The organism is Enterobacter sp. RHBSTW-00318, from assembly GCF_014101375.1.
Lineage (GTDB): Bacteria > Pseudomonadota > Gammaproteobacteria > Enterobacterales > Enterobacteriaceae > Enterobacter > Enterobacter ludwigii.
Window position 1 is genome coordinate 2527644 of sequence record NZ_JABXQH010000001.1, and the last position, 19659, is coordinate 2547302.

General features: G+C 54.2%; 18 protein-coding genes. 4 read left to right on the forward strand and 14 right to left on the reverse strand.

The features are described from left to right. Window positions 1–35: 35 nt before the first annotated feature. From ghxP to soxR, 3 genes are all read right to left on the reverse strand, one after another. On the reverse strand, window positions 36–1385 hold the full coding sequence (gene ghxP / locus HV157_RS12615) for a guanine/hypoxanthine transporter GhxP (protein ID WP_020882835.1): 1350 nt from the start codon (window positions 1383–1385) through the stop codon (window positions 36–38). A 296-nt stretch (window positions 1386–1681) separates the two neighbouring features. After that, window positions 1682–2353: a glutathione S-transferase gene (locus tag HV157_RS12620; protein ID WP_025206386.1), complete on the reverse strand. Its 672-nt coding sequence runs from the start codon at window positions 2351–2353 to the stop codon at window positions 1682–1684. Between the two features lie 302 nt (window positions 2354–2655). Further along, window positions 2656–3114 carry a redox-sensitive transcriptional activator SoxR gene (soxR, locus tag HV157_RS12625; protein WP_014168225.1) on the reverse strand — a complete coding sequence of 153 codons (459 nt, stop codon included), beginning with the start codon at window positions 3112–3114 and terminating at the stop codon, window positions 2656–2658. Window positions 3115–3212: 98 nt separating this feature from the next. Here soxR and soxS point away from each other — a divergent pair, with 98 nt between their 5' ends. After that, the gene (soxS, locus tag HV157_RS12630) at window positions 3213–3539 is read left to right on the forward strand and encodes a superoxide response transcriptional regulator SoxS (RefSeq protein WP_013095071.1); all 327 of its coding nucleotides are present in this window, start codon (window positions 3213–3215) and stop codon (window positions 3537–3539) included. Between the two features lie 6 nt (window positions 3540–3545). Here soxS and HV157_RS12635 read toward each other — a convergent pair whose 3' ends face one another. Together HV157_RS12635 and HV157_RS12640 are read right to left on the reverse strand one after the other, a co-directional pair. Beyond that, entirely contained in the window at window positions 3546–5111 is a 1566-nt protein-coding gene (locus tag HV157_RS12635) for an EAL domain-containing protein (protein WP_025206387.1), read from the reverse strand. 339 nt (window positions 5112–5450) lie between these two features. Then, window positions 5451–6851: a sensor domain-containing diguanylate cyclase gene (locus HV157_RS12640; RefSeq protein WP_182268125.1), complete on the reverse strand. Its 1401-nt coding sequence runs from the start codon at window positions 6849–6851 to the stop codon at window positions 5451–5453. Between the two features lie 489 nt (window positions 6852–7340). Between HV157_RS12640 and HV157_RS12645 the strand changes: the two genes are divergently transcribed. Then, window positions 7341–7622, forward strand: a complete 282-nt coding sequence (locus HV157_RS12645) for a YjcB family protein (RefSeq protein ID WP_020882839.1) — start codon at window positions 7341–7343, stop codon at window positions 7620–7622. Window positions 7623–7685: 63 nt separating this feature from the next. Here HV157_RS12645 and ssb1 read toward each other — a convergent pair whose 3' ends face one another. Next, window positions 7686–8213 (reverse strand): single-stranded DNA-binding protein SSB1, encoded by a 528-nt coding sequence (ssb1, locus tag HV157_RS12650; protein ID WP_020882840.1) that lies wholly within the window; start codon window positions 8211–8213, stop codon window positions 7686–7688. A 251-nt stretch (window positions 8214–8464) separates the two neighbouring features. On the opposite strand from ssb1, the gene uvrA reads away from it, so the two are divergent. Next, window positions 8465–11287, forward strand: coding sequence for an excinuclease ABC subunit UvrA (gene uvrA, locus HV157_RS12655; RefSeq protein ID WP_014168220.1), 2823 nt, complete (start codon window positions 8465–8467; stop codon window positions 11285–11287). Between the two features lie 3 nt (window positions 11288–11290). Here uvrA and HV157_RS12660 read toward each other — a convergent pair whose 3' ends face one another. The 8 genes from HV157_RS12660 to dnaB form a co-directional block, all read right to left on the reverse strand. Further along, the gene (locus tag HV157_RS12660; RefSeq protein WP_014168219.1) at window positions 11291–11644 is read right to left on the reverse strand and encodes an MmcQ/YjbR family DNA-binding protein; all 354 of its coding nucleotides are present in this window, start codon (window positions 11642–11644) and stop codon (window positions 11291–11293) included. Window positions 11645–11646: 2 nt separating this feature from the next. Beyond that, window positions 11647–12063, reverse strand: a complete 417-nt coding sequence (locus HV157_RS12665) for a secondary thiamine-phosphate synthase enzyme YjbQ (protein ID WP_014168218.1) — start codon at window positions 12061–12063, stop codon at window positions 11647–11649. Window positions 12064–12176: 113 nt separating this feature from the next. Then, window positions 12177–12890 (reverse strand): acid phosphatase AphA, encoded by a 714-nt coding sequence (gene aphA / locus HV157_RS12670; protein ID WP_182268124.1) that lies wholly within the window; start codon window positions 12888–12890, stop codon window positions 12177–12179. 253 nt (window positions 12891–13143) lie between these two features. After that, complete coding sequence (gene tyrB, locus HV157_RS12675) at window positions 13144–14337, reverse strand: aromatic amino acid transaminase (RefSeq protein ID WP_182268123.1); 1194 nt, start codon at window positions 14335–14337, stop codon at window positions 13144–13146. Window positions 14338–14412: 75 nt separating this feature from the next. Next, window positions 14413–15423, reverse strand: a complete 1011-nt coding sequence (locus HV157_RS12680) for an AAA family ATPase (protein ID WP_182268122.1) — start codon at window positions 15421–15423, stop codon at window positions 14413–14415. Beyond that, window positions 15420–15977 (reverse strand): nicotinamide riboside transporter PnuC, encoded by a 558-nt coding sequence (gene pnuC, locus HV157_RS12685; protein ID WP_182268121.1) that lies wholly within the window; start codon window positions 15975–15977, stop codon window positions 15420–15422. Before pnuC ends, HV157_RS12680 begins: the two co-directional genes overlap by 4 nt. Window positions 15978–15999: 22 nt before the next feature. After that, window positions 16000–17079 carry an alanine racemase gene (gene alr, locus HV157_RS12690; protein WP_182268120.1) on the reverse strand — a complete coding sequence of 360 codons (1080 nt, stop codon included), beginning with the start codon at window positions 17077–17079 and terminating at the stop codon, window positions 16000–16002. A gap of 16 nt (window positions 17080–17095) precedes the next feature. Beyond that, window positions 17096–18508, reverse strand: a complete 1413-nt coding sequence (gene dnaB, locus HV157_RS12695; RefSeq protein WP_008503375.1) for a replicative DNA helicase — start codon at window positions 18506–18508, stop codon at window positions 17096–17098. A gap of 66 nt (window positions 18509–18574) precedes the next feature. On the opposite strand from dnaB, the gene HV157_RS12700 reads away from it, so the two are divergent. After that, window positions 18575–19558 carry a quinone oxidoreductase gene (locus HV157_RS12700; RefSeq protein ID WP_014168211.1) on the forward strand — a complete coding sequence of 328 codons (984 nt, stop codon included), beginning with the start codon at window positions 18575–18577 and terminating at the stop codon, window positions 19556–19558. Window positions 19559–19659 lie beyond the last annotated feature (101 nt).

Sequence of the window (19659 nt, forward strand, 5' to 3'; positions counted from 1 at the left end):
GGCCTGAGCCACCCGTTTTCGCATCAATGGACAACTTAGATTGCCCAGCCGCCCGCGTAGAACGCCACCAGCGCGACGGCAATCACAACGGTGCCGATGTTCAGCTTGCGCCACTCGCCGGAGACCAGACGCCCAATCACCAGCGACGCGAAACCGATCATGATGCCGGTCACGATATTACAGGTCAGCACGATAAAGACCGCCGTGATGAGGCCTGACATCGCATCCACAAAATCAGCAAAATCGATTTTCGCCACGTTGCTCAGCATCAGCAGACCAACGTACATCAGCGCAGGTGCGGTCGCGTAGGCCGGCACCAGGTAGGAGAGCGGAGAGAGGAACAGGATCAGCAGGAACAGCACGCCAACGGTAATGGCCGTCAGGCCGGTTTTACCGCCTGCCGCCGTACCCGCAGCGGACTCGATATACACCGCAGCCGGAGCCGCGCCCACCAGACCCGAGAAGACGCTGCTCAGGGAGTCGGTGGTCAGCGCTTTGCCGCCATCGATAATCTGACCGTCTTTATCCAGCAGGTTCGCCTGACCCGCGACGGCACGGATGGTACCCGTTGCATCAAACACCGCGGTCATCACCAGCGCCAGCACGCTTGGCAGGATCACCGGGTTCAATGCCCCCATGATATCCAGACTGCCAATCAGAGAGTTGCCTTTGTCATCGCTCAGCGACGGCATGGCGAAAATCCCGGAGAAGTGAACGTTAGGATCGAAAATCAGGCCAACAATGGACACCCCGATAATGGTCAGCAAAATGCCGCCCGGGACTTTCAGTTTTTCCAGACCAATAATTACCGCCAGACCGATCAGGGACATAATGACCGGGAAGCTCGCGAAATGACCCAACGCCACCGGCAGACCGTCCAGCGGATTCTTGATCACCAGGCCGACGCCGTTTGCGGCAATCAGCAGCAGGAACAGCCCGATACCAATGCCGGTGCCATGCGCCACGCCCTGAGGCAGGTTGCGCAAAATCCAGCTACGGATGCCGGTGGCGGAGATAACGGTAAACAGTACCCCCATAAGGAACACGGCGCCGAGCGCAACCGGTACGCTGATGTGCTGACCCAGAACCAGGCTGAAAGCGGTAAAGGCGGTCAACGAGATTGCACAACCGATCGCCAGCGGCAGGTTCGCCCACAGGCCCATCACGATGGAGCCAACGCCCGCCACGAGACAGGTAGCAACAAAGACGGCCGCCGGTGGGAAGCCCGCTTTACCCAGCATACCCGGAACGACAATGACGGAGTAAACCATCGCCAGAAACGTGGTCAGACCGGCAACGATTTCCTGACGCACGGTGCTGCCGCGAGCCGAAATTTTAAAGATGGCGTCAAGCGAACCGCCAGTACGCGCAGATGGCGTAGACATAGAAAACATCCCCTGAGAGTTTTTATAGAAAGTCCGTAAGCGTGGTGGAGACGCCACTGCCAGCTAAACGTCAAATCCGTGTTTTGCATTTGCGACGAAAGGGGCGTCACAGAAAAAGCAAACGTTTAGCTCCGCGCTTACAAACGGGTGGTCAAATTAAGGCAAACGATTATCTAGCCTAATCCCCGCCCTTTTCAACTGAACTTTATCGTTTTTCGCTAAAATTCCCTTATGACGCTGAAGAAATAAACAGAGGATGCGCAAACGTTATCGTCTGTGCGCAATTTGTTTACATTTCACTCCCCACCCGGAATCGATAACGGGCCACCTTGCTCCAGCGTTTTTTGCCAGCCAGGGCTGCTCTCCACTTTTTTCTTCCAGGCCTGGGTATGCGGGAGGTTATCGATGCCACCGCGCGCCAGCAGGGCAAAAATCGGGAAACTCATCTGAATATCCGCCATGCTGAGCGCGTCGCCGGCAAACCAGCTGTTTTCAGCAAGATGCGACTCAATAAAGCGTGCATGGGTTTCAAGCTGGCGGTTGAGATACGCTTTTTGCACTCCCTGCCCCAGCGCTTTACCCAACGTGCGGATACCAAACGGCACGGGCGGCTTACCGAGGCTACTGAAAACCAGCTTCATCAACAGCAGCGGCATTAGCGAACCTTCGGCATAGTGCAACCAGAAGCGGTATTGCACCTTATGCGCAGGATCCAGAGGTTTAAGCCGCGACTCAGGATCGTAGGTTTCCTGAAGATATTCGAGGATGGCCCCCGACTCGGCGAGGATCAGGCCGTTATCTTCAATAACCGGCGATTTGCCCAACGGGTGCACTTTTTTGAGCGACTCAGGCGCCAGCATGCTCTTTTCGCGCTGGTAACGAACAATCTCATAGGGCAGGGAAAGTTCTTCCAGCGCCCAGATCACACGGTGTGAGCGGGACTGGTTCAGGTGGTGTACCGTGAGCATTGTGTTCTCCTTTTATTCATACTTTTTAACTATAGAAAATCGAACAACACCGCGAAAAAAATTCGCCTAAAAAACGGCCTGACCGACTGGCGAAAAGACGGGTCTTGCATAGAATTAAAGTGTCAGCACAATCCGGAACCTCCCCAACACGCTCGACATGAGGGGTGCTGATGTCGGGGGAAACCCTCCCGTGAACCAGCGGGATAGAGTGAAAGACAAAGACCGGGAAAAACTAAAGCGCCCTTTTGTGGCGCTTTAGTTCTTTATGAGGTGCGGTATGAGGTGCGGTTTTCTGCCGCATCTCAGTCTTCCTCCAGCAACCGCGCCCCTGTCCCCTGCTCACCCAGCCTGTCGCCCGGGTTACGCAACGGACAATCACTGCGCGACAAACAGCCGCAGCCAATGCATCCGTCCAGTTCATCACGCAGCGCTACCAGCGTGTGAATGCGTCGATCCAGCTCTTCACGCCACTGAGAGGAAAGCTCTTTCCACTCTTTCGGGCTGAGAGAGTGCCCTTCCGGCAGCACGCCGAACGCATCGCCGATGGTGGCCAGGGGGATTCCGATTCGTTGGGCAATTTTGATAATCGCGACATAACGGAGCACGTCACGCGTGTAGCGTCGCTGGTTTCCGGCGTTTCGGATGCTTTTAATTAACCCTTTGCTTTCATAGAAGTGGAGCGCCGACACCGCAACGCCGCTTCGCTTCGCCACTTCGCCGGGGGTTAACAACGCTTTAATTCGCGGCAATCTCTTTTCCATAAAACCTCTTTACCTCAAGTTAACTTGAGGAATTATACTCGCCCGCAGAGAAAACGACGAATCAACCAGGGCAGTTGTATCTACAGAGGGGCAACCTTATGTCGCATCAGCAAATTATTCAGACACTTATTGAATGGATTGATGAACATATCGACCAACCGTTGAACATTGATGTGGTCGCTAAAAAATCCGGCTATTCGAAATGGTATTTACAGAGAATGTTCCGTACCGTTATGCACCAGACGCTGGGTGAGTACATTCGTCAGCGCAGACTGCTGCTGGCGGCGCAGGCCTTACGCTCAACGCAGCGGCCCATTTTTGATATCGCGATGGATCTGGGATATGTGTCGCAACAAACCTTTTCCCGCGTGTTTCGCCGCGAGTTTGACCGCACACCGAGCGACTATCGCCACCAGTTGAATTAATGGCTCTCAATGCAAAGGTTGCTGCTGCCAGGTCATAAACTCCTGGGGCGGCATCGCTTTCGCGAAGTGCCATCCCTGACAGAACTGAACGCCACGTTTCAACAACCAGCTCACCTGCTCTGCCGTTTCCACCCCTTCCGCAATGGTTTTAAGCCGCAGGCTTTGTGCCATCTCAATAATATGCTCGGCGATAAGGTGGCTGGTGCTGTTGGTTGTTAGGGTGTCGATAAAGGATTTGTCGATTTTCAGAATATCGACATTCAGCGAATAAAGGTTGTGCAGGTTAGAGTAACCCGTTCCAAAATCATCAATCGCCACTTCGTAACCCGCCTGACGGAACGCCTGAATAACCGGGGTGGTTTTAGGGACATCAATAAAACCGCGCTCCGTGACTTCGATTTTAATTTGCTGCGCACGCACGGCGTAGTGTCGGGCCTTGTCCGAAATCATGGCGATCAGCCGTGAAGAGTGGAAATCCGTGGCCGACAGGTTAATCGAAATATAGAGATGCGGATGTGTTGCCAGGAATGTGCCCAGATCGCTGAATACCTCTTCGACAACATAATCCGTAATTCGCTCGCTCATGCCCTCTTTTTCCGCCAGCGGAATAAATTCAGCCGGGCTCATGACCGGTCCGTTAAAGCCAGGCCAGCGTAATAACGCCTCGGCTCCCACGCACTGGTTGTTCTTGATATCAATAATCGGCTGATAGTGAACACAAAGCTGGCGTTTATTGAGCGCTCGCTGCAGTAACCGCCCGGGAGAATTAAGTTCACGATGGGTGCGAGACCACACCAGCAAAATAATTATGCTGCAGATCATCCCCAGCGGTAGCGTCAACGTCGCCTGGTGATAAAGCATTTCATAAAAACGTTTATTCGACGTCGACACGATAGCGGCAATAGGCCGTTTTGGGGATTTGACGACCGTATAAAAACGGTTATCTTTTTGAAATACCGATTCCTTATCCCGAATCATCGAACTTAATAAAGAAACATTCGCGCGCTGACTGACGGAAAAGAATGCATTCGTTACCGTGTCGTATACCCCCCACGAAAGGGAATGATCTGTCGACATTACTTCGCTGTAGGAAAGCGGATTGACCACCACAACATAATTTCCGCGCTGCATATATGTCATTTTATAGCCAGTGAAAAATGGCGTATCGCGATAATAATAGATAGCAACGTCAGGTTTACGTGTGTAATTAGCAGTGGATATCAGATAAGGATTGGCGGGTGTAAAAACGGTCGAACAAAGAAAATTCTGACCTTCTGCATAAATTAAATCCGCAACAAACAGACGACCGCGAACAACGTTCAACATATATTGGCGATGTTCTGGTGTACAACGTTCACCCTGATATTTTTCAGCCTCGTCGCGGGCCAGATCAACTTGTTGAATTACCAGTTCTGTTTTGTCTAACGCCAGTTCAGCAAAGGTACGTAGCTGGGCGCTTGTTTCCGACACGGCTCTTATCTGGGCAAACCATAGCGCAAGCATCACCGGCAGCATAACTACCATGATGATCCCTACCACCCTGAGCATCTTGCGCCGCGCGCTACGATTCATTTCCCGCCCTATATCCCTGCATGTTGTACGCCTGTAGTAATGAAGGCCGGATGCTTTGTTTAACAGGTGATTACGTTGCATGAATCATGCGAAGTTAGCAACTGACTTTTAGTATTAAAAATCTTAATTTTCGTTATGACGATAATATTTTCCCGTAAGCTAAACTGTAAGTATTCGTTACGTTTCAATTAAGGAAAATAATTATCCAGCGGGTACGGGAGGTTTGAAGATAACACAACAGAGGATCGTTGATTAAGCCAAACTTCTGGCAGTGTGAAAAAACAACAACGACAACATGACATTTTATGCTATTTACTCGCGCGTATTTTGTTTTTTGATTTATAAATAATCAGCAGCCACCACCGTTTTCCCCCGACCCGTACGCTTGGCGTCATATAATGCTTTATCGGCGCGCATCAGTAATCCTGAAGTATCGCGTTGGCCCTGGCAGACCTCCACCGCCCCGGCGCTGAATGACAGCACCAGCTTTTTCTCTCCCACCACGAGCGGGTTGGTTTTGAGGGCAGTACGTAGCCTCGCCGAAAAAAGGGCGCCCGCGTTGCCGTCGGTTCGTGCCAGCAGGAGTAAAAACTCCTCGCCGCCCACACGGCCAAGCGCAGCGTTCTCGGGGCTTAACTCACGGATAGCCTGGCAAAAGTGGACAAGCGCCCGATCGCCCACCTGATGCCCCCACCGATCGTTGATCTGTTTGAAAAAATCCAGGTCAAACATGAGCACGCAAAAATGGCTGTCAGCATCCTGCCTGGCATTTGCCGCCAGCGCGGATTCCAGCTGCTGTAAAATGGTTGAACGGTTAAAACACCCGGTAAGATCGTCCGTGGTGGCTTTCACTTCCAGCTGCTGTTCGGCTTTTTTACGCTCGGTAATATCAAGCCCGATATTCAGGACTGAGCTGTCCGGCAGCAGAATGTTTGACCACAAAACCGTCAACGGCGTACCGTCTTTACGCAGTGGATGCCACTCGTACATATCCTTTAGCGGCGAGACATTTACCGACTCCCTGACCCGTCGCCGCTCTTCCGGGTCGGGGTAAAACAGTGAGAGCGGATCGGCATGGGCGCTAATCTCCGCCATTGTCCAGCCAAACACTTTTTCACACTCAGCATTCCACAGCACGCAGCGGTTAAATTTATCGAATGAGTTCATTAAAACAGGCGCTCGTTCAAACAGGGTTTTATATTGGGTCACCACACGCTGCATTTCCTGCGCTGTTTTTTCACGAACGATAATTTCTGAAAAATAGTCTTTTAATTTTTCGACCAGTACCGCAACAATACTTTTCAGGATGGCCAGAGAATATAACGGCTCAGCAAACGCCAGAAAGAAATAGCCGCTGCCTTGTCCGTTATGGGTTGAAAGCTTGCATAACACCCCGCTTTGCAATTGCGAATAGCCAGGATGATGAGCGGAGAATAATGCGCGGCCGATATTCTCTTTCCAGTAGACGACCCGCCACGCGCGGTGATGCTTCTCCAGCAGGGTACCGGCAAGAAAATCGGCCACCTCAAATGAGTGACAGGTCACTTCACCGGCACAGACCACGCGCTGTAGCCCGTCAGTATCAACGCTAATCCAGGCCAGGCTTGCCCCGAAGGCCCGGTTGATCGTCTCAAGCATCTCGCTCAGCGAACAATGGGCGTGAAGCTGGGGCATCAGATCTGCCAGCGCATGCAACGCCCGCAGGCTGTCATTAACAATCTCACGTCGTTTTTCTTTCATTTTTTTCGCAGATTATTAAGCGTTAAACCGGACGCAACTTTCTTCAGATTCAAAAATCGGCGAGCCAGAGCAGGATGCTGAATATCAGCACAGCTGGAGTGCGAGACGTTGTGTGTAATTAAAAACGTACAAAGAGAAAAAAACCAATAAAATTCAAAAACCTGAATTATAGAATGCGAGTAAATTTATTTATCCACTCAAGCATAATCCAAAGGGTTGTTGCTGTAAACGTTCTACAGCACACCTCAATTTGCAGAGGATTTGTTATCTCAATGAATTTATTACCTGGAAGCGATAAAAGGGGGTCATTAGCGTGCAAAGATATATTTTCCCCTCAATCCTCGTGCGACGCCTGGCTGTGATAATTCCTGCTTTTTTCACCCGTCTGAGGCTGGCGAATAAATCAACAAATGTGATATAGTTCACACATATTGTGTAACGAGAAACACTGTTTCATTCAGTTCGTCTGCTTTGTTGAGGATGGGTTTTATGGCAACCATTACTACCAGCATGGTTCTCCTGCGCTGGCCTTTGTTAAGTGCGGTGCTGATGTTCCTGGCCAGCACGCTAAATATTCAGTTTCGTAAATCTGACTATGCTGGCCTTGCTGTCATCAGCACCCTGTTGGGGTTGGGCGCAGCATGCTGGTTCGCAACGGGCCTGCTTGGCATCACCCTGCTGGATCTCGCTGCCGTCTGGGAAAATATTAAAGTGGTCATGGTGGAAGCCATGAGCCATACCCCGCCAGACTGGCCGATGGTTATTACCTGATCCCTGAGATGAAGAAAAAAACCCAGACCGAGGTCTGGGTTTTTTGTTTTGAACCGTCGGATATCAGAACGGAATATCGTCGTCGAAGTCCATTGGGGGTTCGTTAGACGGTGCTGGCGCGGACTGCTGCTGTGGGCGAGACTGCGCGCCACCGCTGAACTGGTTGCCGCCCTGTGGCTGCTGAGGCTGACCCCATCCGCCCTGCTGCTGCTGACCGCCACCTGCTGGTGCGCCACCGCCCTGACGGCCACCGAGCATCTGCATGGTGCCACCCACGTTGACCACAACTTCCGTGGTGTACTTCTCAGCGCCGGCTTGATCGGTCCATTTGCGGGTACGCAGCTGGCCTTCAATATAAACCTGAGAACCTTTACGCAGATACTCACCAGCCACTTCCGCCAGTTTGCCAAACAGCACAACGCGGTGCCATTCGGTCTGCTCTTTCATCTCACCGGTCGCTTTATCACGCCAGGATTCGGAAGTAGCCAGCGTAATGTTGGCAACTGCGCCACCACTCGGCATGTAGCGTACTTCCGGGTCCTGGCCCAGATTACCGACGAGAATCACCTTGTTTACGCCTCTGCTGGCCATGTTCGTGTCTCCTGAATACGTTTCTTAATAGTGTAAACGCGCGAGTGTACCATTTCCACGCTGCAATTTGCATAGTTGCGTAGTCGGTTCCGAAATCTCTCGCGAACTCGACATTGTTACACAGTGAATCAGAAAATGCATTCCAATACTGTATATTCAAACAGGTCATTTTGTGTCATAATTAGCCGTTTCTGACAGCCGTTTGTCCTTCAAACAAACCAGGCAATCCGTGTTCCAACCGGGAAAGGTGAATGGATAAGATCGAAGTTCGGGGCGCCCGCACCCACAATCTCAAGAATATCAACCTCATAATCCCTCGCGACAAACTCATCGTCGTGACCGGGCTTTCGGGGTCTGGCAAATCCTCACTGGCTTTCGACACTTTATATGCCGAAGGACAGCGTCGTTACGTGGAGTCACTCTCTGCATACGCACGTCAGTTCCTGTCACTGATGGAAAAACCGGATGTAGACCATATTGAAGGGTTATCACCTGCTATCTCCATTGAGCAGAAATCCACCTCGCATAACCCGCGTTCAACGGTTGGTACGATTACCGAAATTCATGACTACCTGCGTCTGCTGTATGCACGCGTGGGTGAACCGCGCTGCCCGGATCACGACGTCCCGCTGGCCGCGCAGACCGTAAGCCAGATGGTGGATAACGTGCTGTCGCAGCCGGAAGGCAAACGCCTGATGCTGCTGGCGCCCATCATTAAAGAGCGTAAGGGCGAGCACACTAAAACGCTGGAGAACCTGGCAAGCCAGGGCTATATCCGCGCCCGTATCGACGGCGAAGTGTGTGACCTGTCGGATCCGCCTAAGCTGGAGCTGCAGAAGAAGCACACCATCGAAGTGGTGATTGACCGTTTCAAAGTCCGTGACGATCTGGCGACCCGCCTGGCCGAATCCTTTGAAACCGCGCTGGAACTCTCTGGCGGTACGGCCGTGGTCTCCGATATGGACAACCCGAAAGCGGAAGAGCTGCTCTTCTCCGCCAACTTTGCCTGTCCGATTTGTGGTTACAGCATGCGCGAGCTGGAGCCGCGTCTGTTCTCGTTCAACAACCCGGCGGGCGCCTGTCCGACGTGTGACGGACTGGGCGTACAGCAATATTTTGACCCGGACCGCGTGATCCAAAATCCGGAGCTGTCGCTGGCTGGCGGTGCGATCCGCGGATGGGATCGCCGCAACTTCTACTATTTCCAGATGCTGAAGTCGCTGGCAGAGCACTACAAATTCGACGTCGAAGCCCCGTGGGCCAGCCTGAACCCGAACGTGCACAAAGTGGTGCTGTTCGGTTCCGGCAAAGAGAACATCGAGTTCAAGTACATGAACGATCGCGGTGATACCTCCGTGCGCCGTCACCCGTTTGAAGGGGTGCTGCACAATATGGAGCGCCGCTACAAAGAGACCGAATCCAGCGCGGTTCGCGAGGAGCTGGCGAAGTTTATCAGCAACCGTTCCTGTGCGACCTGTGAAGGTACGCGTCTGCGCCGTGAAGCTCGCCATGTGTTTGTTGAAAACACGGCGCTGCCGACCATCTCAGACATGAGCATCGGTCACGCGATGGACTTCTTCAACAACCTGAAGCTCTCCGGCCAGCGCGCGAAAATCGCGGAAAAAGTGCTGAAAGAGATCGGCGATCGTCTGAAGTTCCTGGTGAACGTCGGCCTGAATTACCTGACGCTTTCCCGCTCCGCAGAGACCCTCTCCGGTGGCGAAGCTCAGCGTATCCGCCTCGCGAGCCAGATTGGCGCAGGCCTGGTCGGCGTGATGTATGTGCTGGATGAACCCTCAATCGGCCTGCACCAGCGTGACAACGAGCGTCTGCTCGGCACGCTTGTCCACCTGCGTAACCTCGGTAACACGGTGATTGTGGTTGAGCACGATGAAGACGCGATCCGCGCCGCTGACCACGTTATCGATATCGGCCCGGGCGCTGGCGTACACGGCGGCCAGGTGGTCGCGGAAGGAACGCTGAAAGATATTATGGCGGTGCCGGAGTCATTGACCGGCCAGTACATGAGCGGCAAGCGCAAGATTGAAGTGCCGAAACAGCGTGTACCGGCGAACCCGGAAAAAGTGCTGAAGCTGACCGGCGCCCGCGGCAATAACCTGAAAGATGTGACGCTGACGCTGCCGGTTGGTCTGTTTACCTGTATCACCGGCGTATCCGGTTCCGGTAAGTCGACGCTGATCAACGATACGCTGTTCCCGATTGCGCAGACGCAGCTGAACGGCGCGACGCTGGCCGAACCGGCGCCGTACCGTGACATCCAGGGGCTGGAGCATTTCGATAAAGTGATCGATATCGATCAGAGTCCAATCGGGCGGACTCCGCGTTCCAACCCTGCCACCTATACGGGCGTGTTCACACCCGTACGTGAACTGTTTGCAGGTGTGCCGGAAGCGCGTTCACGCGGGTATACGCCAGGACGTTTCAGCTTTAACGTGCGCGGCGGACGCTGTGAAGCGTGCCAGGGCGACGGGGTTATCAAGGTTGAGATGCACTTCCTGCCGGATATTTACGTGCCGTGCGACCAGTGCAAAGGCAAACGCTATAACCGCGAAACGCTGGAGATTAAGTACAAAGGCAAAACCATCCACGAAGTGCTGGATATGACCATCGAAGAGGCACGTGAGTTCTTTGACGCGGTCCCTGCGCTGGCGCGTAAGCTGCAGACGCTGATGGATGTGGGCCTGACCTATATTCGTCTGGGGCAGTCTGCCACCACGCTGTCTGGCGGTGAAGCACAGCGCGTGAAGCTGGCGCGTGAGCTCTCCAAACGCGGTACCGGCCAGACGCTGTACATTCTCGATGAGCCGACCACCGGTCTGCACTTTGCCGATATCCAGCAGCTGCTTGATGTTCTGCATCAGCTTCGCGATCAGGGCAACACGATTGTGGTCATTGAACACAACCTGGACGTGATTAAAACCGCGGACTGGATTGTCGATCTCGGCCCGGAAGGCGGCAGCGGCGGCGGTGAAATCCTCGTCTCCGGTACGCCAGAGACCGTTGCAGAGTGCGAAGCCTCGCACACCGCGCGCTTCCTCAAACCGTTGCTGTAATTGTCACACGGAGAGTTGCTGTCGGGTCGCTTCCGGCAGCAGCTCTACCGCCTGCTGATAAGACGCGTCCACCAGATAGTAAATTTGCGAACCCGGCAGTGAACCGTCGAGATAAACGGTGCTCCAGTGCGCTTTGTTGAGATGCTTGCTTGGCCGGACGTCATGGTGCTGCTGGCGTAACAGCTCCGCCAGTTCCGGGCTGGTTTTCAGCGACGCCGCCGGGCGACCCTCAACCTCTTTCACCATCGCAAACAGAATATCCCCCACTTTAATCTGCGTGGCTTTCCAGTCGCTGTGAACGCTCTGCTCCGCGCCAGGTTTACTCATGCAGTACTGAAGTAGCTCCGAAATTGTCATCTTTATTCCCCTTGTAGCGTTGCGATAATTTTACGCGAACCACCGTGAATACGATGTTCTCCCAGCCAGATCCCTTGCCACGTTCCCAGCAGTAACCGACCATTGTGCACCGGCAGCATCAGCGATACGCCCAGCAGAGAGGATTTGATATGCGACGGCATGTCATCTGCTCCCTCATAGTCATGTTCATAAGGGGCGTTGTCCGGAACGGTTTTGAGAAAATGCTGCTCCATGTCAGACCGGACGGTGGGATCGCAATTTTCATTAAGCGTGAGAGAGGCTGACGTGTGCTGAAGCAGCAGATGCAGTAACCCCGTCCTGATGCGCGAGAGGTCGCGAATTTGCCCAATGACTTCATCAGTCACCAGATGAAATCCACGAGGTTTCGCGCTTAAGGTCAGGGTCTGTTGATACCACATGTGCTGCTCCGTTATGAAAGATGAATCTTTCTAAGTGTGCAGCAAGAAAGCGAAAGGTAAAACCCACAGCGACGAGATTTGATTAAAAAAGAGGCAACCTCGCCGCCCGGCGGTTAATACTCAGAATTAACAATCACTTCTTCGCCAAACTTTCCGGCCATGGGCAACGGTCGATACGTAGAGTTTGAGGCGCGTAACACCCTGATCCCTCTGGCTCCAACGTCATGCGCGGCGGTGATATCGTTATCTGAATCGCCATAGAAGACTTTGATGTGCTTCTGTTCCAGCCATTGGGTTTTGGTGTTTTGGCCGGTTTTGTCGCCGGCAAAAATAACCGGATTCATGCTGGAAGCCGGGATCTGAAAATCATCCTGCAGCGTTTTAGAGACGGTTTCGGTTTTGGTCTGGCTGCGTCCGGTCACAAAGTAAATGCTGTCACCGCGTTTAACGTGCATGGCGATAAGCGCGCGCGCCACCTCTTTAGGAATGCTGAACTCGTCCCAGCCGTTGTTCATCTTTTCCCAGAACTCGGGGTTCTTCAGATACGCTTCGCTGTCCGGTGAGTAGGTTTTTTTGCCCCGCCAGAATCCCGGGCTGGAAAACAGGACCGTATCGTCGATATCAAATCCTACAGCCATTGGCGGGCGCCCTAACAGGCTATTTTCGATTTGGGCTACGGATACCCAGTGAACAGGTGCTTGCTCGGCAAGCATGGCGGCTGTTGTGCCGGTGTAAAGCGGCGTCGGCGCGGAAGCGCGCGCGACGACGGCACTATTTAGCGAGAACAATAAGCAGGCGGCGCTGAGCGCCAGTGTGATCTTGCGCATGTTTTCCCCTGAATATTCAGTTTGTTATCGTTTTATTTTGAGTGAATGGTCAAAAAACTATCCGACCATAACCCCGGGGGGAGATGAAGGGAAGGAGTTTTTACTTATGAAGCTGAATAAAAAGAAGAAGATCACAAAGCGTGGATGAGGTCTGAAGGCCCGGTAGACGCAGCGCCACCGGGCAAGATTTTTGTGCGTCCTGATGCTCTCACTCGGCCCTCTCCCGCAGGGAGAGAGGGATGATAGTGAGTGCTTACATCACTGCAGCAAACGCCTGCGCAACACGATGAACGTTGCTGGCATTAAGCCCCGCCACGCACATACGGCCGCTGGAAATCAGGTAGACGCCGAACTCTTCACGCAGGCGATCGACCTGAGCCGCGCTGAGGCCGGTGTAGCTGAACATCCCGCGCTGCTTAAGCAGATAGTCAAAATTATGCCCTGGGACGGCCTCTTTCAGCACGTCGACCAGCTCCTGACGCATTGTCAGGATGCGCTTGCGCATAGATTCCACTTCGGCGAGCCACGACGCTTTCAGCCGATCGTCACCCAGCACCGTGGCGACTACCTGCGCACCAAAGTTTGGCGGGCTGGAGTAAATGCGGCGCACGGTCGCCTTCAGCTGACCGAGCACTCGCCCGGCCGCTTCAGCGCCCTCACAGACCACTGACAGGCCGCCGACGCGCTCACCGTACAGGGAGAAGATTTTTGAGAAGGAGTTGCTGACCAGCGCAGGCAGTCCGGCGCTGGCAACGGCGCGGATAGCGTAGGCATCTTCTTCCATGCCCGCGCCAAAGCCCTGATAGGCGATGTCGAGGAAGGGGATCAGGTTACGCGTCTTCAGCACGTCGATTACCGCATCCCACTGGGCATTAGTCAGGTCTGCACCGGTCGGGTTATGGCAGCACGGATGCAGCAGAACAATACTGCGCTCCGGCAGCGTATTCAGTTTTTCCAGCAGCGCGTCAACGCGCACGCCGTTGGTTTCGCTGTCAAACCACGGATAGGTCTGCACCGTAAAGCCCGCGCCCTCAAAAATCGCCACGTGGTTTTCCCACGTCGGGTCACTGACCCACACGCCAGAATCCGGGAAGTATTTTTTCAGAAAGTCAGCGCCAACTTTTAATGCGCCCGAGCCACCCAGTGTCTGGATGGTCGCCACCCGTTTTTGTGTCAGCACGGCGTGATCGGCACCAAACAGCAGCGGCGCAATGGTGTTGCGGTAGCTGTTTAACCCTTCCATTGGCAGATAGAGCGAGGCCCCGTGCGGGACGGCGTTAAGACGCGCTTCCGCTTCTGCCACAGCTTGCAGCTGAGGAATAATGCCCTCCTCGTTGTAATACAAACCAATACTGAGGTTGACTTTGTCGCTGCGAGGATCTTCTTTAAAACGCTCCATTAAGGAGAGAATGGGGTCGCCGGCATAGGCGTCAACTTTCTGAAACACGCGATGATTCTCCGGAATTCGATGAGGCAGGGATTTCAACAATAAACCGGATATGACAGAAGATCGAGAGCGATATCAGATCCGTTCCTGCAGATGTCGTCGAATCTGTTCAATGCGTTCAGCAAGCGAACCAGAAACAGGCAGATAGGGGATATTTCTGTCTGTTAACGCGCGGATGTACCATGCCTGTTGTCGCTGGCGGAATGCAGCCCCCTGACGGGTACCATCCTGAACAAAAGGAAACTCATCGCCACAGAGCACCACCAGAGAATATGCGCGCCCGGCTAATTCTTCTAGCTCGCGTGGCGCGCTGCCAAACTGGTCGAGCATATAAAACAGCGTGGTTAAGGGCGAGGTATCGCAAACCAGGAAGGGAGCCGTGCTGGCCATCGCTTCACGACGCACCTGCTCGCGGGCAATATGCAGCAGATCGTCGCATCCCAGCACGCCATTCTTCTCTTCCCAGTATTCTCGGCCAAACTCGGCGACAAACGGGGCGTTGAGCGTCGTCGCTAGTGCGCGGGAAAGCGTACTTTTCCCTGTCGATTCGCCCCCCAATAAACAAATCCGAAAGACAAAGCTACGGTAGACCTCCGGGGACATCATCGTGCGGTAGCGATGGACGTCAGAACGTATCAGGGTTCCCGAGGGCGCCTCAGGCCCTTTCGGACGCTGGAGGCGGACATGCGTAACCTGCTTGCCAAAACGCTGGCTTAACACCGCCGCAAATCCGTCGCCGTAGTCTTCGGCGGTAAATACGGCCTGTGGCTGGCAGTGAAGTATTTTTTCACACAGCGTTGCCACGTAATGCCGGTGAAGATCGGCATCCGCATCATTATGTGGTGGTGGTTCAAGCGCATGGGTCGCGATGACCTCCGGCGTCAGCACAAGGTGATGACATTGCGGGAAGCGCGCGCTTAACCAGTGAAGGCGCTTGTCGGGGTCATAACCCGGGATTTCCGGACGCGAATAACTGATGATATAGACCGTCTCACACTGGGCCAGCGCAGCATTTATCAGCGCTTCATGCCCCACGTGTAATGGCGCAAATTTGCCCACAACCAGACCGTCGCGATAAGGCTTCACTGGGTGCGAATCTCCTTACGCCACTGATATAAACCGTGCCAGGCATTAAACCAAAACACCAGATATAAACCCGCGGTCAAATGCAGATCTCTCATCGCATATAACGGGACCGCCAGCGTGTTTACAGCCAGCCAGACGTACCAGTTCTCCAGGCGTCGCCCCATTAACATAAACTGTGCAAGCACGCTGAATGTCAAAATAACGGAGTCCACCCAGGGGGCCCAGGCGTTAGTGTAGCGATGCAAGATCAGGCCATAACCCGAGGCCACCAGCAGGGCGCAGGCGAGCAGGATGAAGAAATGTCTGGGCGGGGTACGCCGAACGGGCAATACCTCCCCGCGATGACCTTTGAGCCAGTGCACCCAGCCAGTGATGCTGGTGATGATGAAAAAGAGCTGCAGGGTAACGTCAGCGTAAAGCTGAACCGAATAAAAGACCCAGCCATAAAGCCCACTGCCGATGATGCCTATCCACCACGTGTGAATACTGTTTCTGGCAGCCAGCCAGACCGAGAGGGCATAAGCCAGACAAGCGGCCATTTCGGATGGTGACATTACCCCTCCCTGGAAAGGTCTGTTAGTCGATGTACTTCATCGCAACCCTTGATGTCAGGCGCGTGATAAGTTCGTAAGCACTCACTTTTGTGATTTCAGCGATGCGTTCAACAGGTAAACCCTCACCCCACATCACCACGTCATCACCCGGTTTGTCCTGTGCATCTGGCCCGAGGTCAATACAGATCATGTCCATCGCCACGCGGCCCACGATGTTCGCTTCACGGCCATTGACCAGCACCGGCGTGCCGGACGGCGCGGCGCGGGGATAACCGTCACCATAGCCCATCGCCACCACGCCAAGGCGTGTGTCGCGCTCGCTGGTCCAGGTTCCGCCGTAGCCCACGGGCTCACCCGCTTTGTGATCGCGCACAGCAATCAGGTTAGACACAAGGGACATCACCGACTGGAAACCAAAATCCGGCCCCCAGGGTCTGTTCTCCAGCGGAGAGACGCCGTAAAGAATAATGCCCGGACGCGCCCAGTCGAAGTGCGACTGCGGCCACAGCAAAATACCGCCAGACGCGGCAATGGAGCGCATTCCTGGCTTGCCTTCACAGAAAGTATTAAAAATATCCAGCTGCTGTTCGGTCGCGCCACACTCGGGTTCATCGGCACGGGCAAAGTGGCTCACGATATTCACCGGCTGACGGACGTTTTTGCACTGACACAGACGCTGATAAAACGCGTCCGCCTTTTCCGGGCGCACGCCCAGACGGTGCATGCCGGTATCGAGCTTCATCCAGACGGTGACAGGCTCACTCAGCTCGGCGGTTTCCAGCGCCGCGAGTTGTTCTTCGTTATGTACCGCGGTGTGCAGATGCTGGTCAGCAATGGTCGGCAGATCTGCCGCTTCAAAAAAGCCTTCCAGCAGCAAAATCGGTTGAGTGATCCCACCCGCGCGCAGGCGGATGGCTTCTTCAAGACGGGCGACGCCAAAGGCGTCGGCATCGGGGAGCGTTCGCGCGGTCTCAATAAGACCGTGTCCGTAAGCGTTCGCTTTCACGACTGCAACGAGTTTACTGGCGGGAGCCAGTTCACGCAGACGTTGCAGGTTGTGTCGCAGAGCGCGGCGGTTAATGACTACAGTTGCCGCTTGCATTTGAATTCCTTAGAAATTACTCATCATCATATTGAGGACCGGCGTAGTTGTCGAAACGCGACCACTGTCCGTTAAAGGTCAGACGTACCGTACCGATAGGGCCGTTACGTTGTTTACCAATAATAATTTCGGCGATCCCTTTCAGGTCGCTGTTCTCGTGATAAACCTCATCACGGTAGATGAACATGATTAAGTCGGCATCCTGCTCGATGGAGCCCGATTCACGCAGGTCGGAGTTGACCGGGCGCTTATCAGCACGTTGTTCCAGGGAGCGGTTAAGCTGCGACAGCGCCACCACGGGCACATGCAACTCTTTGGCTAACGCCTTGAGCGAGCGGGAAATCTCCGCGATTTCCAGCGTACGGTTGTCGGACAGCGACGGCACGCGCATCAGCTGAAGGTAGTCAATCATGATAAGGCCAATACCGCCATGTTCACGGGCGATACGGCGCGCACGGGAGCGCACTTCCGTCGGCGTCAGGCCGGAGGAGTCATCGATATAAATATTCCGTTTTTCCAGCAGGATACCCATGGTGCCGGAGATACGCGCCCAGTCCTCATCGTCGAGCTGGCCGGTACGGATACGGGTCTGATCCACGCGCGACAGCGACGCCAGAGAACGCATCATGATCTGTTCTGATGGCATCTCAAGACTGAAGATAAGAACCGGCTTGTCCTGCAACATCGCCGCATTTTCGACGAGGTTCATCGCAAATGTCGTTTTACCCATGGAGGGACGCGCCGCGACGATAATCAAATCCGACGGCTGCAGACCCGCGGTTTTCTTATTGAGATCGTCATAGCCGGTGTTCACGCCGGTGACACCGTCGTGCGGCTGCTGGAACAGTTGCTCAATACGCGCGACGGTAGCATCAAGCACATCAGCGATATTTTTCGGGCCTTCGTCTTTATTTGCCCGACTTTCCGCGATTTTAAAGACGCGGGACTCGGCGAGATCAAGCAGGTCTTCGCTGGTACGCCCCTGCGGATCAAAACCGGCTTCGGCGATCTCATTCGCCACCGAGATCATCTCACGAACAACAGCACGTTCGCGCACGATATCGGCATAAGCGCTGATATTCGCCGCACTTGGCGTATTTTTTGACAGTTCCGCCAGGTAAGCAAACCCACCCACGCTGTCCAGTTGCCCCTGACGCTCCAGCGATTCCGCGAGCGTGATAAGGTCAATCGGGCTGCCCGACTCCTGCAGACGTGCCATTTCAGTAAAGATATGACGGTGCGGACGGGTATAGAAATCCTCGGACACCACGCGCTCGGCGACGTCGTCCCAGCGTTCGTTATCCAGCATTAAACCGCCCAACACCGACTGTTCCGCTTCAATCGAGTGCGGCGGGACTTTTAATCCTGCGACCTGGAAATCACGCTCGCGAGGTTCAGTCTGTTTGTTGAAGGGTTTGTTTCCTGCCATAGTGAATGGAGTTACCGAGATAAAGAGTGGGTCGAAAGATTACCATATTTTTCTGACGGAGGGAGCATGGCAACGCGCATTGAATTCCAGAAACATGGTGGGCCAGAAGTGTTAAACGCGGTGGAGTTTACCCCCGCAGCGCCTGGTGAAAACGAAGTACAGGTTGAAAACAAAGCCATCGGCATTAACTACATCGACACCTATATTCGCGGCGGTCTCTATCCGCCTCCCTCCATGCCAAGCGGACTGGGAACGGAAGCGGCAGGCGTCGTGCTCAAAGTGGGCAGCGCCGTTAAGCATATTAAAGAGGGCGATCGCGTGGTGTACGCGCAATCCGCGCTGGGTGCCTACAGTTCCGTGCACAACGTGCCGGCCGATAAAGCCGCCCTTCTGCCAAATGCCATCTCGTTTGAACAAGCGGCCGCCTCATTCCTGAAAGGGCTCACGGTCTATTATCTGCTGCGCAAAACCTATGAGATCAAACCTGACGAGCAGTTCCTGTTTCATGCCGCGGCGGGCGGCGTGGGGCTGATCGCCTGTCAGTGGGCCAAAGCGCTCGGTGCAAAACTTATCGGCACGGTGGGCAGTGCACAAAAAGCCCAGCGCGCGCTTCAGGCCGGCGCCTGGCAGGTGATTAACTACCGTGAAGAGAGCATTGCTGAGCGCCTCAAAGAGATAACCAACGGCAAAAAGGTGCGCGTGGTTTATGACTCGGTGGGTAAAGATACCTGGGAGGCGTCGCTGGATTGTCTGCAGCGTCGCGGGCTGATGGTGAGCTTCGGCAACGCCTCGGGCGCCGTGACCGGCATTAATCTTGGCATTCTCAACCAGAAAGGGTCGCTGTATGTGACTCGCCCTTCCCTGCAGGGGTATATCACTAACCGGGAAGAGCTGATCGAGGCCAGCAACGAGCTCTTTTCGCTGATCGCCAGCGGTGTGATTAAAGTGGATGTGGCGGAGGCGCAGAAATACGCGCTAACCGATGCCAGGCGTGCACATGAGGTGCTGGAGAGCAGAGCGACACAGGGTTCAAGTCTGTTAATTCCCTGATCCCTAAAAAGAAATTGGGCTTCCCGTGGGAAGCCCTTTCTTTTTTTTAGTTCGGCTGTATGTAGGGTACAGCTCGATGAATTCTTTAGCGGCAGTCATAG

Excerpts from the sequence above, each read along its gene's own strand:
- HV157_RS12620 (WP_025206386.1), bottom strand. The coding sequence starts at position 2,353 with ATGCTCACGGTACACCACCTGAACCAGTCCCGCTCACACCGTGTGATC.
- ssb1 (WP_020882840.1), bottom strand. The coding sequence starts at position 8,213 with ATGGCCAGCAGAGGCGTAAACAAGGTGATTCTCGTCGGTAATCTGGGC.
- ghxP (WP_020882835.1), bottom strand. The coding sequence starts at position 1,385 with ATGTCTACGCCATCTGCGCGTACTGGCGGTTCGCTTGACGCCATCTTT.
- HV157_RS12645 (WP_020882839.1), top strand. The coding sequence starts at position 7,341 with ATGGCAACCATTACTACCAGCATGGTTCTCCTGCGCTGGCCTTTGTTA.
- dnaB (WP_008503375.1), bottom strand. The coding sequence starts at position 18,508 with ATGGCAGGAAACAAACCCTTCAACAAACAGACTGAACCTCGCGAGCGT.
- alr (WP_182268120.1), bottom strand. The coding sequence starts at position 17,079 with ATGCAAGCGGCAACTGTAGTCATTAACCGCCGCGCTCTGCGACACAAC.
- soxR (WP_014168225.1), bottom strand. The coding sequence starts at position 3,114 with ATGGAAAAGAGATTGCCGCGAATTAAAGCGTTGTTAACCCCCGGCGAA.
- HV157_RS12660 (WP_014168219.1), bottom strand. The coding sequence starts at position 11,644 with ATGACAATTTCGGAGCTACTTCAGTACTGCATGAGTAAACCTGGCGCG.
- HV157_RS12635 (WP_025206387.1), bottom strand. The coding sequence starts at position 5,111 with ATGAATCGTAGCGCGCGGCGCAAGATGCTCAGGGTGGTAGGGATCATC.
- pnuC (WP_182268121.1), bottom strand. The coding sequence starts at position 15,977 with ATGTCACCATCCGAAATGGCCGCTTGTCTGGCTTATGCCCTCTCGGTC.
- soxS (WP_013095071.1), top strand. The coding sequence starts at position 3,213 with ATGTCGCATCAGCAAATTATTCAGACACTTATTGAATGGATTGATGAA.
- HV157_RS12700 (WP_014168211.1), top strand. The coding sequence starts at position 18,575 with ATGGCAACGCGCATTGAATTCCAGAAACATGGTGGGCCAGAAGTGTTA.
- HV157_RS12665 (WP_014168218.1), bottom strand. The coding sequence starts at position 12,063 with ATGTGGTATCAACAGACCCTGACCTTAAGCGCGAAACCTCGTGGATTT.
- HV157_RS12640 (WP_182268125.1), bottom strand. The coding sequence starts at position 6,851 with ATGAAAGAAAAACGACGTGAGATTGTTAATGACAGCCTGCGGGCGTTG.
- aphA (WP_182268124.1), bottom strand. The coding sequence starts at position 12,890 with ATGCGCAAGATCACACTGGCGCTCAGCGCCGCCTGCTTATTGTTCTCG.
- uvrA (WP_014168220.1), top strand. The coding sequence starts at position 8,465 with ATGGATAAGATCGAAGTTCGGGGCGCCCGCACCCACAATCTCAAGAAT.